The organism is Pseudoalteromonas sp. BZA4 (assembly GCF_040104395.1).
In the GTDB taxonomy this organism is placed as follows: domain Bacteria; phylum Pseudomonadota; class Gammaproteobacteria; order Enterobacterales; family Alteromonadaceae; genus Pseudoalteromonas.
Window position 1 is genome coordinate 31,483 of record NZ_JBECOT010000012.1, and the last position, 14,443, is coordinate 45,925.

At 41.9% G+C, this 14,443-nt stretch carries 11 protein-coding genes; 2 read left to right on the forward strand and 9 right to left on the reverse strand.

The annotated features are described in order from the left end of the window. Positions 1-46: 46 nt before the first annotated feature. Positions 47-2,416 carry an EAL domain-containing protein gene (locus ABMY41_RS07325; RefSeq protein ID WP_349274411.1) on the forward strand — a complete coding sequence of 790 codons (2,370 nt, stop codon included), beginning with the start codon at positions 47-49 and terminating at the stop codon, positions 2,414-2,416. Between the two features lie 59 nt (positions 2,417-2,475). Here ABMY41_RS07325 and ABMY41_RS07330 read toward each other — a convergent pair whose 3' ends face one another. Beyond that, positions 2,476-4,755: an acyl-CoA dehydrogenase gene (locus tag ABMY41_RS07330; protein WP_349274412.1), complete on the reverse strand. Its 2,280-nt coding sequence runs from the start codon at positions 4,753-4,755 to the stop codon at positions 2,476-2,478. A 168-nt stretch (positions 4,756-4,923) separates the two neighbouring features. Between ABMY41_RS07330 and ABMY41_RS07335 the strand changes: the two genes are divergently transcribed. Continuing rightward, positions 4,924-6,774: a M2 family metallopeptidase gene (locus ABMY41_RS07335; RefSeq protein WP_175082172.1), complete on the forward strand. Its 1,851-nt coding sequence runs from the start codon at positions 4,924-4,926 to the stop codon at positions 6,772-6,774. A gap of 57 nt (positions 6,775-6,831) precedes the next feature. Here ABMY41_RS07335 and ABMY41_RS07340 read toward each other — a convergent pair whose 3' ends face one another. The 8 genes from ABMY41_RS07340 to ABMY41_RS07375 all read right to left on the reverse strand — a co-directional run bounded on the left by ABMY41_RS07340 (position 6,832) and on the right by ABMY41_RS07375 (position 14,422). Further along, the gene (locus ABMY41_RS07340; RefSeq protein ID WP_062564210.1) at positions 6,832-7,620 is read right to left on the reverse strand and encodes a putative porin; all 789 of its coding nucleotides are present in this window, start codon (positions 7,618-7,620) and stop codon (positions 6,832-6,834) included. Positions 7,621-7,840: 220 nt separating this feature from the next. Continuing rightward, the gene (locus tag ABMY41_RS07345) at positions 7,841-8,215 is read right to left on the reverse strand and encodes a PH domain-containing protein (protein WP_054561750.1); all 375 of its coding nucleotides are present in this window, start codon (positions 8,213-8,215) and stop codon (positions 7,841-7,843) included. Between the two features lie 2 nt (positions 8,216-8,217). Further along, entirely contained in the window at positions 8,218-9,126 is a 909-nt protein-coding gene (locus ABMY41_RS07350; RefSeq protein WP_058585256.1) for an ABC transporter ATP-binding protein, read from the reverse strand. Next, positions 9,123-9,941 (reverse strand): ABC transporter permease subunit, encoded by an 819-nt coding sequence (locus tag ABMY41_RS07355; protein WP_063705939.1) that lies wholly within the window; start codon positions 9,939-9,941, stop codon positions 9,123-9,125. Before ABMY41_RS07355 ends, ABMY41_RS07350 begins: the two co-directional genes overlap by 4 nt. Positions 9,942-10,056: 115 nt before the next feature. Continuing rightward, positions 10,057-11,235, reverse strand: coding sequence for a cystathionine beta-lyase (locus tag ABMY41_RS07360; protein ID WP_251599701.1), 1,179 nt, complete (start codon positions 11,233-11,235; stop codon positions 10,057-10,059). Between the two features lie 19 nt (positions 11,236-11,254). Then, complete coding sequence (gene nudC, locus ABMY41_RS07365) at positions 11,255-12,172, reverse strand: NAD(+) diphosphatase (RefSeq protein WP_252948558.1); 918 nt, start codon at positions 12,170-12,172, stop codon at positions 11,255-11,257. Between the two features lie 114 nt (positions 12,173-12,286). Next, entirely contained in the window at positions 12,287-13,081 is a 795-nt protein-coding gene (nagB, locus tag ABMY41_RS07370; protein ID WP_349274413.1) for a glucosamine-6-phosphate deaminase, read from the reverse strand. A 210-nt stretch (positions 13,082-13,291) separates the two neighbouring features. Next, positions 13,292-14,422 carry a DUF5009 domain-containing protein gene (locus ABMY41_RS07375; protein WP_054561756.1) on the reverse strand — a complete coding sequence of 377 codons (1,131 nt, stop codon included), beginning with the start codon at positions 14,420-14,422 and terminating at the stop codon, positions 13,292-13,294. Positions 14,423-14,443 lie beyond the last annotated feature (21 nt).

Sequence of the window (14,443 nt, forward strand, 5' to 3'; positions counted from 1 at the left end):
GGTTAACGTAATAAATTAATACAACATTTCGGTTACCTTTTATTCTATGCCTAAGAGTTTAGACGCTGCTTTTGCACTTGAGGTCAAAACAGACCAACTACATATTATTAATCAGTTCTCATCCTCTGTGATGCAGTTAGACACGGTTGAAGAATTGTTAGAATATGTCACGTCAGAAGTGGTAAGCCGCCTAGGTTTTATAGAGTGTGTTATTTATCTAGCCGACGATAAAACTCGCACCCTCAAAGAAATGGCGTCTATTGGCACAGCAAGCAGCCACGATACTTATCATATCGACCGAACAGAAATCAGCTTTGATCAAGGTATTACGGGGTATGTCGCAAGCACTGGTAAACCGTTAATGATTGGCGATGTCAGTGAAGACCCACGTTATATCGCTGATTCTCGCCCTGCTCTTTCTGAGCTTTGCGTACCATTAGTTTACAAAGAAAAAGTACTGGGTGTCATTGACTGTGAGCACCCGCAAAAAGATTACTACAACGATGCGCATTTAGAGATTTTATCAACAGTGGCGCACCTATTAAGTGCCAAGATAAATCAAGTTCGTACTGTAGAAGACTTACAGCAAACCGTTATGCAGTTAAACGATGCGCAAAAGCTAGAACGCTCGATGCTGCAAATTGCTAACTTAACCTATCAATCAAGCGAGCTAGATAGCTTCTTTGAATCTTTACACGGCATTATTACCTCTTTACTGAGGGCTGATAACTTCTTCATTGGCCTGTATGATAAGCAACTAGATGTACTTGATTTAGTTTATATTATCGAAGAAGGTGTGCGTTCTAACGCGCATAAAAAAATATCAAAAGAACAATTAAAAGATACTGCATCTTATTACTTATTAAATATCGACCAGTCCTTACTTTTTACGAAAGAAGAATTTCAACAGCACATTGATGCGGGCCATTTTAAAATGGTTGGTCGCCAGGCCGAGTCTTGGCTAGGTGTGCCATTTAAAGTAAATGAGCGTATAAGCGGTGTCATTGCCGTACAAAGTTACAGTAAAAGCTATCACTATGACGAGCATGATCGTGCTTTACTTACATATGTGAGCCGCCAAATTAGCATGGCGATAGACCGTCAATTATCAAGACAAGAGCTTGAGCACCGCGCTCTTCACGACGAATTAACCGGCCTTGCCAATCGCTCATTGTTAATTGAACGCATCAAACATGCGATCCTTCGCCTAGCAAGAGCTGATAAGCGCAATCAACACGCCCTGCTCTATCTAGACTTTGACCGATTTAAGAGTATCAATGATTCATTAGGTCATGAGGTTGGTGACCACTTTTTGGTCAAAATCTGTGAGTTGATCTTAGGTACTATTCGCAATACGGATACTTTTGCCCGTTTAGGGGGCGATGAGTTTGCCATCTTTATGGAAAACATCACCGATAAACAACAAATTAATGATGCTCTAGGTCGCATTCAACAGGTACTATCAGAGCCTCTCAATATTGACGGCCACCTTTTGCAAGCATCTACCAGTATAGGCGTTGCCTTTTGTGAAAGCAGTCGCGACCAAGCTTATAAGCTATTACAACATGCCGATGCAGCAATGTACGAGGCAAAGTCATCTGGCCGTGGTAAGGTTAAGTTTTTTAACAATACCATGCGTAAAAAACTTAAAAATCATGCTGATATAGAAAATGATTTACAGCATGGTATTGAGCATGACGATTTTGAGCTTTACTACCAGCCCATTTTTACCATTCAAGACACAAAAGTTGTTGGTTTTGAAGCACTTGTGCGCTGGCACCACCCAAGTAAAGGCTTTGTCTCGCCAAATGATTTTATTCCCGTTGCAGAAGACACAGGCCAAATTATTAATCTAGATTTACATTTGCTTGAGCTTGCTGCAAAGCAAATCGCAAAGTGGACGAGTGAAGGTAAAGCATTTGGCAGAATTACCGTGAATGTATCATCACGTCATTTTGCTAGCCTAGATTTTGTAGCGCAAATACATTCCTTATACAGACAATATAAATTGCCTCTTGGCTCACTATGCTTAGAAATCACAGAGTCTGGCCTTATTGGTAATTTAGAGCTGGCTACAAAAATCATAAAAGGCCTTGAGCCTCTTGAAGTAAAACTGTGTTTAGATGACTTTGGTACTGGCTACTCTGCGCTTGGTTATTTACACCAATTACCTATCCATATTTTAAAAATCGATAAAAGCTTTATCGATCATTTAAATAAAGCGCATAACCCCTTGGTTGATGCTATTTTATCGTTAGCTCAATCGTTAAAGCTCGATGTTGTTGCTGAAGGGATTGAAACAGAAAAACAATTGGCAATCTTAAAACAAACTCAATGTAAGTTTGGTCAAGGCTTCTTAAAAGCGAAACCCATGCCAGCCAGTGAAGCAGAAAAAGTCATTACTTACGGCCTATAATGCTAATATAAAAAAGCCTTGCAAATGCAAGGCTTAGTTTATTTATACTTTACAAAAAGTTACAGCTCGCCGGGTGCAAAGTTATCAACGGCTATTGCTTGTTTACGTAGCTCATTGGCTTGATTCATACGCTCTGCAACGGTTTCGTTAATCAAGTTTTTCTCTGCCGCTGCGGCAATTGCGCCCTCAAGTTCAAGGTTTTTGGCAATAGTGCCTTCTTTTTGCCATTTACGAAGCTGCTTAAAGTCTTCATGGGTATCAATCATGGCTAAAAAGGCATTTTCCATTACACCAGTCCCTGCATTTTCATCGACATAACAAAGGTGGGTTAATCTGTCTCTAAAGACCCCAGGTTTGCTCATGTGCTCACACATTGTTTGGGCTAACTCATCACTTGGACGGTGGTAATGATTACCTAGTGGGAACACAATACGTTTCAGTAAGAAATTAATTACAGGATTAGAGAAGTTTTTAAAGAAGCCGTCGAATGCCTGACCAATGCAGAATAACGAATGCTCAACGGCATATTGCACAAATGGTAGGTCAGCTTGCTGACGCCCTTCATCTTCGTAGCGTTTCAGTACACATGAAGCAAGATACAAGTGGCTAAGCACATCACCTAAACGTGCCGAAATCATCTCTTTGCGTTTTAACTCACCACCTAATACTAGCATCGCAACATCAGTACAAAATGCTAAACCACGACTCATGCGGCTTAACTGTTTGTAGTAAACCGTGGTTGCGCCACATACAGGGGCTTTAGCGAAGTAACTGCGTGTTAAACCGTGCACAAATGCCATACCTGCATTACTGCCAGCAAATAAAATATGTTGCAGTAGTAATGAGTCAAATTCTTTTAAGGCAACATCATGGTCTTCCATTGCTGCTGCTTCCATTTCTTTTAAAACAAACGGATGACAGCGAGTAGCGCCTTGACCAAAGATCATCAAATTACGAGTAAGAATATTTGCACCTTCAACGGTAATCGATACCGGGATCCCCATATAGCCATGGGCTAAATAGTTATTTGGCCCGACTTGAATACCTTTACCAGAATGAATGTCCATAGCATCATTCATTACTGTACGACCCATTTCAGTCATATGGTACTTAGCTATAGCGGTAACCACAGACGGACTCAATTTTAAGTCAATCGCCCCTGCGGTCATTAGCCTTGCTGATTCTAAGGTGTAAGTTAATCCACCAATACGTGCCAATGCCTCTTGGACACCCTCAAATTGGCCAATCGACACACCAAATTGTTGGCGTACGGTTGCATAGGCTGATGTCATTCTTGAAGCCAAATGGCCAGTTGCTGTACTAAGTGCCGGTAACGAAATACCGCGGCCCGCACTTAAACATTCAACTAACATACGCCAGCCTCGACCAGCGCCCTTTTTGCCACCGATGATCCAATCAAGCGGAATAAACACATCTTTACCGTATGTTGTGCCATTCATAAATGCCATGTTTAACGGATAATGACGCTCACCTGTTTGTACACCTTCGTGATCAGTTGGAATAAGCGCACACGTAATGCCAAGCTCTTTTTTATCTCCTAATAAGCCCTCAGGATCGTACATTTTAAATGCAAGACCCAGCACGGTGGCAATTGGCGCAAGGGTGATATAACGTTTTGACCAGTTAAGTTTTAAACCAATCACTTCTTCACCATTATGCATGCCCTTACAAACCACCCCTGTATCAGGAATACTGCCTGCATCAGAGCCTGCCTCTGGACCCGTTAATGCAAAACAAGGCACATCATCACCCTTAGCTAGGCTTGGCAACCAACGCTCTTGTTGCTCGGTAGTACCATAATGAAGGAGTAATTCACCTGGACCTAAACTATTGGGCACCATTACGGTGACCGCAGCGGTTAAGCTCTTAGTAGCAATTTTCGAAACAACGGTTGAATTTGCAATCGCCGAAAACTCGCGACCACCAAATTTTTCAGGAATGATTAACGCAAAAAAACCTTCTTTTTTTAGGTAGTCCCACACTTCTTTTGGTAAGTCTTTATCTTTTTGCACAATTTGATAATCATCAAGCATGGCTAACAAGGTTTCAACTTGCTCGCCCATAAATGCGCGTTCTTTTTCGCTGAGTTCAGGTTTAGGAAAACGATGCAGTTTTTGCCAATCTGGGTTACCACTGAATAATTCACCATCCCACCAAACATCACCTGCTTCCATGGCTTCACGTTCTGTTTGCGATAACGGCGGCAAAACTTTTTTAAACATACTAAACGTAGGTCGTGTGACAAGATTGATGCGAATGTCTTTCACAGCAAAAATTACAATCACAGCAACCAGTAACAGAATGATTACGGTCGTCATTGTGCAATCCTTTTATTTTATTTAACTGGTTCAAGTATGACTGATCGTGCCATAAATACAACGTAAGCAGCTCTTACTTAGGTTGTTTTTACCGATGCAGTTTGTTGTTTACTAAGACACTGCTATTATGCATGGGCAATAAATAACAATAAACTTCTAGGGAACGTTATGAAAAAGACTCCATTTAAGCTCAGCATCAGCGCGCTTATGGTCGCAAGTGCACTAGCACTTACAGGCTGTAATGATGACGCTACGAGCAATAAAACAACGACTGCTGAAGTCAAAGCAAGCCAAGTAACAGCACAAGATGCCGCTAAATTTATCGCCGATACTGAAAAAGAATTAAGCGCGCTTTATTTAGAAGCAAGCCGTGCTGAGTGGATTTATGCCAACTTCATTACCCATGATACTGCGGAACTATCTGCTGAAGTAAATCGCAAGATGACCGAAGCCGTTGTTCGCCTTGCTAATGAAGCTGCAAAATTCGATAGTTTAGAGCTAGATTACGATGCGCGTCGTAAACTCGATAAACTTAAACTAGCGCTTACCTTACCTGCACCACAAGATGCTGAAAAAACAGCTAAGCTCTCACAATTAGTGGCTGAGCTAGGGGGTATTTATGGTAAAGGTAAATACTGTAAAGAAGATGGTAGCTGTTTAAGCCTTGGCGACATGACCGCTAAAATGGCAACGAGCCGTGATTACAATGAATTGCTTGATTTATGGCAAGGTTGGCGTCAAGTTTCAAAACCTATGCGCCCGCTTTATGAGCAACAAGTTGCCCTCACCAATGAAGGTGCAAAAGAGCTAGGTTATGCAGATACAGGTGCTATGTGGCGTAGTAAATACGACATGCCAGCCGATGATTTTGCAAAAGAACTCGACCGCATTTGGGGCCAAGTTAAACCGCTTTATGATTCATTACATTGTCACGTTCGTGCCAAGCTAGGTGAAAAATATGGCGAAGATAAAGTACCTCAAGACCAGCCTATCCCTGCACACCTTTTAGGTAATATGTGGGCACAAACGTGGGGTAACATTTACGATGTTGTTGCACCAGAAAATGCCGATCCTGGTTATGACGTAACAGAACTATTAGCTGAACACGATTACGACGAACTTAAAATGGTACGTGGCGCTGAGAAGTTCTTCACCTCAATGGGTTTTGCGCCATTGCCAGATACCTTCTATGAGCGCTCACTATTCACTAAACCTCAAGATCGTGACGTACAGTGCCATGCGTCAGCTTGGAATATTGATAGCAAAGACGACCTACGTATTAAGATGTGTATTCAACGCACAGGTGAAGAATTCTCTGTTATTCACCATGAGTTAGGCCATAACTTCTATCAACGCGCTTACAACACGCAGCCTATTTATTATCAAGAAAGTGCGAACGATGGTTTCCACGAAGCGATTGGTGACACCATTGCTCTTTCTGTAACGCCAGGTTATTTAAAAGAAATTGGTTTATTAGACGAGGTGCCTGATGAGTCAAAAGATATTGGCCTGTTAATGAAAATGGCATTAGACAAAGTAGCATTTATTCCATTTGGTTTATTGGTAGACCAATGGCGCTGGAAAGTTTTCTCAGGTGAAGTAACGCCAGAGAACTACAACAAAGCGTGGTGGGAATTACGTGAAAAATACCAAGGTGTACAAGCGCCTATCGCACGTAGCGAAGCAGACTTCGATCCAGGTGCTAAGTATCACGTACCAGGCAACACGCCTTACACACGTTATTTCTTAGCGCACATTTTACAATTCGACTTCCACAGAAGTTTATGTGAAATTGCCGGTAACGAAGAAGCTATTCACCGTTGTTCTGTATACAACTCTGCTGAGGCAGGTGAAAAACTAAATGCTATGTTAGAAATGGGCTCAAGCCGCCCATGGCAAGAAGCTCTTGCTACTATCACTGGTAAAGAAGAAATGGATGCAACAGCAATCTTAGATTACTTTGCACCGTTACAAAAATACCTTGATGAGCAAAATGAAGGCCGCCAGTGCGGTTGGTAATGATAAAAACGAAAAAGCCCGCATAATGCGGGCTTTTTTATATCATCAAATTAATGATTAAAACTGTAAGCTTACGTTTGCAAAGTATGCATCGTAGTCTGAGTCATCCCAGTTGTTTGCATAACCTGCTTTTAAACCAACGTTTTTGTTAAAGAAGTGCTGTGCACCAAAGCTGTAGTCATCTTCTTTATTAAACGTTACAAATGCTGACGTTGCTTTAGAGAAGTAGTAGTTAGAACCTAGTTCCCAAGAGCTACCGCTATCGTCTGTATCCGAGATTGTACCTTCAATTGTTAGGTAGTTACCTTGTTGAAGATCCATGAAGTATTTTGCATTTACTGCACGGTAATCAAACTCATCGTCAGCTGTGAATGTGAAACCTAAGTAATCAGTGCTGTTAAGCTGGTGATTGTACTTAAGGTCGAACATTACAGTGTTATCGCCGTCTTCTACGTCGATAAATGTCGCTTTAAGAAGAAGGTTAGGATTAAAGAAGTAACCTGCAGACACATTGAATAAATCAGTATCTGAACCGTAATCGTAGTTGCTGTAACCCGCACCAAATACAAAATCTTGTACGAAGTATTCACCACCGATGTTAGTTACATCACCAAAGTCATCATCTGCGTACGAACCAAACACATTGGTTGTTCTGTTGATGTATTCAAACTGGTCGTATGGACCCATTGTTTTCTTTGGCGCGAAGTAATACGTTGAATCAACACTTACTGTGTCGTTGCCATCGGTGTCCATGTACCCTAAATGGCTGATTGATTGGTAACTATCCGCAGCAGTCGCGGCAGTTGACAGAAGCATACTCGAAATAATAACTGCTAACTTTTTCATAAACAGATTTCCCTATTAACATTGTTTCATTGCTGTTGAAAACTAGCCTGATGGCTAAGTTGGGCACATGCTAACGTGAGAAAACTGAATGGAAACTTAACTAAGCATTTGTTTTTACTTGATTAATTGTAATAAAGTGTCGGCAAATGTAAAGAAAAAGTTGGCCGAAACTTGCGTCTCTAAACCAACTTTTAGTGAAAAAATAAAGCTTGTCAGTACCTTATAAAGCAAACTCGCTTATAATTCTATAAACCTCATTAATGTTATCTCCTGCTTTAAAGTCTTTACTGATTGGCGTTGGATCTGAACCAACCCAAATTTTTAGTTCAGCATCAAGGTCAAAATGCCCAGCACTCTCTTTACTAAACTTAGTAATTTTTGAGTAAGCAATACTCAGCATTTCAACTTTAGAGCCAGTAACACCCTGTTTATCAATAATAATTAATCTTTTATTGGTAAAGATGAACATATCACGAATGACTTTATAGGCTTTTTGTACTGTTTCACCATCAATCAAGGTATTAGCAAGCAGCTCTTCTAAATCATCATTATCGACTTCACTTGCGTTACCCATTAATCCGCTTAATAGACCCATAATTAGCTCTCCTTATGAAAAATTTGATTTTCGAGTGTGTGACCATTTACCAGTTGACGATACTGCCAGCCTTGTTGATAACAAAAGTGTAGAAGATTGATATCAAAAGGCTCAGCGGTTTTTTCAAACTCGATCACATATTCTTTTGCTTGGCTCATATAAACATGATGTACATGGGCAAGGCCAGCAAGCTTTGCTTCTACATCATCATATTGTTGATTTAACTGCAGCGTAATAAAGTGTTTATTATCCTGCGTGCTAGAACGGGCTTGATGCTCACTTAACACCCCTTTATCGAGGTGTAAAACCCCAGAGCATAATCGCTCAAGCTCAGTTAAGTCATGGGAGCTTAAGATAAATGTTGCTTCGTTACTTAAAGAACTTACCAGCTCCCTTACCTCACGAGCATGAATTGGATCCAGGCCTGCAGTTGCTTCATCAAGCATCACTATTTCAGGTGAACCAATTAATGCCTGTGCAATCGTCACTCGCTTACGCATACCATGAGAAAGGTCATCCGGTCGCTGCTTAGCCACTTCTGACAAACCAACCAGCTCTAAAACACGAGCCGTTTCTTTTTTACGAACCGCACCACTGAGCCCTTGTAATTGACCATAAAAGTTAAGTTGATGTGCAATACTAAAACGAGGATCAAGCTGAGCATCTTGCGGTAACGCGGTTAGCTTGCCAAATAACGCCGCGCTGCCTGGGGTATGCCCCATTACCGATAGCTTTCCTGAGCTTGGTAAAATATAGCCACATAACAAACTGAATAACGTTGTTTTACCCGCACCATTAGGACCAACTAGCGCTACCGGTGCCCCTTTGTTTATCTCAAAGCTAACGTTATCGAGCGCTCGTTTAGCCCCGTAGTTTTTTGACAAGCCTTGTGCCTGAATTAAAACGGTCATAATGAGCTCCTCGCAAAAATTCGTTCACCAGCAAGCAGTAGCACTGCCGTTTGTAAAAGTGGTAAACCTAGAGCCAATGTAACACCTGCACGCTGACCTGCCATTAAATCAAGTTGATAGCCCGGAAATATGTAATTTAAAACCTCAAATGCAGGCCATTGCCATGTTAGTAAGCCAATAACAATATTACCGCCAGCAAAGAACAAAATAGCCAATACAAACGCAAGACGCGATGAACGGGCAAATGTATTCAAAAAGCTCATCAAGGCAATAAATGGCATAACCGCAACAAGCAAATAAAATAACAACATAAAGCTTCGCGATAAGCCAGAAAGCAGCAAACTTGGCTCACGATAACCGAGCATTGCAACGGTTGCCATCAAGGTAACAAACAACAATGCCGCTAAAATGAGTAACTGCCCTAAAAAGCGACCAATAATAATTTCTGAACGAGTCGCTCTAAGTGATAAAAAGCGTAACGTACCTCGTTGTCTGTCGCCCACTGTTTGATCACTACATAAAAACAAACAAAAACTTGGGAAACTAAATAAGGCAATCAGCCAATAAACAGCAAGTTCAGATTCAGGCCAATCAAGCAATTTACTGATGCCAATGGCGCCAAATGCTTGTCTAGCAAAGTCGGCAAAATCAGGTGAGCTAATCAAGGTCACAGATTGGGCAATGGGATAGCGTAAAATAAGTAGCCAACAAATGGCAAAAGCGGCAACCGCCAACAAACCACGTTTGGTCAGAAATAGTCGTACCAGCTCAAATTGGGCAATTTGTGCAAGACGTTTAGGATGTAACTGCGTCACTCATAATCCTTAATGAATTTTATTATTAGAATTACACTAAGTTGAAACAGCTTGAATTACCAGAAAAAAAAGACCCGACAAGCGGGTCTTATGTAACAAAGTATAAACTTTTAACCTAGAGGTGGCTTTCGTACACTGCAAGCGCTTGGTCAAGGTCGGCTAGTAAATCAGCCACATCTTCAAGACCAATGTGAAGTCTTATTACTGGACCTTGCGACCAACCTGTTTCAGAGCGAAGCCCTTTCATGCTCAGGTTTGCCGTGACTAAGCTCTCATAACCCCCCCAAGAAAAGCCCATTTTAAAATGGTGTAGGTTGTCTAAAAACGCATCAATCGCTTGTTGATTACCTTGCTTCATTACAAATGAAAATAAGCCGTTACTGCCATCAAAGTCTCGTTTAAAGAACTCATGACCCGGGCACGTTGCAAAAGCAGGATGGCGAATATGATCAACCAATGGGTGTGTCTCAAGCCATTTAGCCACTTCGATGGCTGCTTGTTCATGCTGTTTTAAACGCACAGCCATAGTACGCAGACCACGTAGCGCTAAATAAGCATCATCAGCAGAGGTACATTGACCAAGTAGGTATGAATTTTCGCGAAGGGTTGGCCAATATTTTTTATTGGCAACCGCCACCCCCATCATCACATCTGAGTGACCAACGATATATTTTGTCGCTGCTTGAATACTAATATCTACGCCATGCTCAAGCGGTCTAAAATGCAGGCCATTACCCCAGGTGTTATCTAGCATGGTCATAACACCACGCTCATTTGCCTTAGCAACCATGGCTGGCACATCTTGCACTTCCATGGTGATTGAGCCAGGTGATTCTAAAAACAATACGCGAGTGTTATCTTTAATAAGCTCACTAATCCCTGCACCAATTCCCGGCGGGTAATAAGTTGTTTCAATTCCTAATCCAGCCAGTATTTTGTCGCAAAAATCACGGGTCGGCTCGTAAGCAGTATCCACCATTAAAATATGATCGCCCGTTTTCACAAACGAGAGTAGCGCATTGCTTATTGCAGCCGCACCTGATGGATATAGCGCACAGCCTTCGCCGCCTTCTAGTTCTGCAATTGCTTCTTGAAGAGCAAAGTGTGTCGTCGTACCGCGGCGGCCATAAAATAAAGTTTTGTCGCCTCGTTTCTTCGCCGCTGCTTTTAAATCAGCCACTGAATCGAATACTACCGTTGATGCACGTTGCACCACAGGGTTCACAACCCCTTGTGTGTACGCTTTTTTACGCCCTGCAGAGACGATTTGGGTATTTTTATTTGTCTTTGTCATAATTTGTCCAAGCTGTGCTTTACAGGTTGCGCCAGTGCTCAACCAAAAATCGAGAAATAGAATCTTGTCGGGTTAGTTTAAGATGACTGCCCTGCTCATGCCATTGGCCGAATTCATTAAGTTCAGCACGGCTAAACCATCTTGCATCGTCTAACTCATCTTTATCTACTTGAATATCTTCTGAAACTGCTGTGGCCATAAAGCCAAACATAATTGATGATGGAAATGGCCAAGGCTGTGAAGCGATATATTGAATATCTGTCACCGCAACACCAGCTTCTTCCATAACTTCGCGGGCAACGGCCTGCTCTAGTGTTTCACCTGGGTCTACAAAACCAGCAAGAGTTGAAAAAACACCTTCAGGCCAGCTTGCTTGACGGCCTAACAAGCAGCGCTCAACCCCATCTGAAAAGGTTTTAGTAACTATCATAATCACCGCAGGATCGGTTCGCGGAAAGGTTTGATGCTGGCAAGTTTGGTTCTCACATAATCGTGAATGCCCAGCTTCAACCATGTTATTTTCATGACCACAACGACCACAAAACCGGTGTGTTGCGTGCCAAAAACACAAGCCCCTTGCCAGTGCAGCAATCGAGCCTTGTTTTAGCTCAACTTGTGGGCCTAACTTGCGAATATCTACAAATTCAGCGTCATTAAGCATAGGCTCAATGAGTGAGTCTGGAACATGGCTGACATCTAAAGCAAAATGAGCCACATCATCGTCGTCTAAACCCAATAAAATGCTTTTTGATAAATCGAGATGATCCACTTGAGATAAGCGTAAATAACACACTTCAGGACTGTCTTTAACAAATAAACTTTGATTGTTATTGACCAATAACCAGCGACTCTGAGAATTCATTTGAGCCTTTAACCACTTTGGATCTTTACGACGATTTGATGCACGATCCAATGGCATTTGAGAGTAATTCAGCATGGCGTTCCTTGAAAATAGTTTACTCGCTAAAACTACCATAAGCGGATGATAAACCCAATTTATTACAGGCATAAAAAAAGCCCAAACTGGGCTTTTTTATTCTCTCTCACAATTTTACAAAGTCGCTAGGTGCGCTTGTAGTTTTTGGTTCTCAGCTTCAATATGCTGATAGAACTCTAAATCTTCTAATTTACTTGCGGCAGCTTTATCAATGATGATCACCGTATCTTTATGAAGTTGCAGTGCTGAAGCTGGGCATTTAGCCATTAACGGGCCTTCTACCATGGCGTGAACGGCATCCGCTTTACTTGCACCGGTTGCTAAAAGCACTACTTTTTTGGCTTCTAAAATAGTGCCAATACCCATAGTGATTGATAAATGCGGTTGATACTCACCCTCAGCAAAAAATCGCGCATTGTCTTCAATTGTCGCTTTCGTCAGTGTTTTAACACGGGTGCGTGATGTCAAACCAGATGAAGGTTCGTTAAAGCCAATGTGACCATTACGGCCAATACCAAGTAGTTGTATGTCAACACCACCAGCGTTAGTGATTTTTTGCTCATATTCAGTACAAGCAACAAGCGGATTTACTGCATCACCCGGCGGTACATGGGTGTTCTGTTTGTCGATATCAACATGGTTAAATAGCTGTTCATTCATAAAGTAACGGTAACTTTGTGGATGCTCGCCAGTTAAACCTAAGTATTCGTCTAAGTTAAATGTTGTCGCTTGGCTAAACGAAATATCGCCAGCTTTATTTTTTTCGATCAGTTGTTGGTACAAAGCAACAGGTGTTGAACCTGTGGCAAGACCAAGTACCGAGGCTGGTTTTTTTAGTAATTGTTTCGCAAAGATGTTGGCACCATACGCTGCAACTTGGGCTGCATCATCAAGAATCACTATTTGCATATCGTTTAGCTCTAATTATAAGTTGGAAAAAAATGGGACCTAAAACCCAACCCCACGTGCAATCGAGCTGGGTTTTAGATCAAACCACTGCCAGGATACGATGCAGTAGCTATAACCATTATGACAACGCTGTCATTATCACTTCTAGTTTTATCTTTGTAAAGTAAAAGTGAATAAAAAATTACTCTTTCTGTTAGTGTTTAATAATTATCAAACACTAACAAAGATCTTACGGCGATACATCCAATGCAATACCAGCATTTGTACTGCTAATAACGCAATGACCGCCATCAGGGGTTGCCACGCCTCTGGCACAGCTCGAACCACCCCACCAAATACGCTTTGGCTTACATAGCCCCAATTCACAAGACTTGACGCTAAATAAATAATAATCGAGTTTGCACCTATGATCACAAATGGATACGCAGCGCGTTGCCCCGGTAAAATATCAACCAGTGCATAAAAAACGGCGAGCAATATGGCACTCCAGCCAACGGTTACAAGCACAAATGAGCTGGTCCAAAGTTCTTTATTTACTGGGAACTGTAAATCCCATAACCAACCTAAACACACACTTACCACACCTGCGGCGAATAATAAGGCGGTCATTTTCCACTCGCCAATTTGCTGAGCTCGAGCCACTAATTGACCTGCAAACACACCCATTAATGCATTGACTATCGCTGGGATATTCGACAACACACCTTCAGGGTCTACCACACGGTTTTGATAACTAATCCCCGGCAGTAAGTGTGCATCAAACCATGCATTCCAACTCCCTGCCGCTGAAAGGTCGCCGGCACTGCCACCCGGCACTGGAACAAAACAAAGTAGTAACCAATAACCCACTAAAATAGCCGCAGCGGTAATAATTTGTGTTCGTAAACTAGTATGCCAAACCAACATTGCACAGAAGAACCACGCAATAGCGATGCGGCCAAGCACACTGGCATAGCGAATTTCATCTAACGCCATCGGCATCCCTGTGCCCCAGCCGTGGTTATACAAAATACCTAATAAACACAATAGTAAAAGACGTTTACCCGCCTTGCGGTAATACACTTTGCGCTCATCAAACGGTAAATGGTCAATGCGTTTCGGGGCTAGCCCCATCGCCACACCCGATAAAAATATAAATAATGGGAAAATTAGATCGTAAAATGTGAAGCCATGCCAAACGCTATGTACAGTATGGGCTTCAAAAACTTTCCAGCCAGTCCAGCCTGTTAAAACGAAGAGCGCTGCGAATAGTGACTGTCCGCCTAATATCCAAAACATATCCATGCCGCGCAGTGCATCCAGTGATGCCAAACGTTTTCTTGTTGGTTGTGTTGTTGTCATTGTATTACCTTAAATAGAAAA

What these genes read in the sequence shown, in the direction of transcription:
- ABMY41_RS07345 (WP_054561750.1), bottom strand. Translation starts at nt 8,215, where the DNA reads ATGGGTCTATTAAGCGGATTAATGGGTAACGCAAGTGAAGTCGATAAT.
- ABMY41_RS07340 (WP_062564210.1), bottom strand. Translation starts at nt 7,620, where the DNA reads ATGAAAAAGTTAGCAGTTATTATTTCGAGTATGCTTCTGTCAACTGCC.
- ABMY41_RS07360 (WP_251599701.1), bottom strand. Translation starts at nt 11,235, where the DNA reads ATGACAAAGACAAATAAAAATACCCAAATCGTCTCTGCAGGGCGTAAA.
- ABMY41_RS07330 (WP_349274412.1), bottom strand. Translation starts at nt 4,755, where the DNA reads ATGACGACCGTAATCATTCTGTTACTGGTTGCTGTGATTGTAATTTTT.
- ABMY41_RS07375 (WP_054561756.1), bottom strand. Translation starts at nt 14,422, where the DNA reads ATGACAACAACACAACCAACAAGAAAACGTTTGGCATCACTGGATGCA.
- ABMY41_RS07335 (WP_175082172.1), top strand. Translation starts at nt 4,924, where the DNA reads ATGAAAAAGACTCCATTTAAGCTCAGCATCAGCGCGCTTATGGTCGCA.
- ABMY41_RS07350 (WP_058585256.1), bottom strand. Translation starts at nt 9,126, where the DNA reads ATGACCGTTTTAATTCAGGCACAAGGCTTGTCAAAAAACTACGGGGCT.
- nudC (WP_252948558.1), bottom strand. Translation starts at nt 12,172, where the DNA reads ATGCTGAATTACTCTCAAATGCCATTGGATCGTGCATCAAATCGTCGT.
- nagB (WP_349274413.1), bottom strand. Translation starts at nt 13,081, where the DNA reads ATGCAAATAGTGATTCTTGATGATGCAGCCCAAGTTGCAGCGTATGGT.
- ABMY41_RS07325 (WP_349274411.1), top strand. Translation starts at nt 47, where the DNA reads ATGCCTAAGAGTTTAGACGCTGCTTTTGCACTTGAGGTCAAAACAGAC.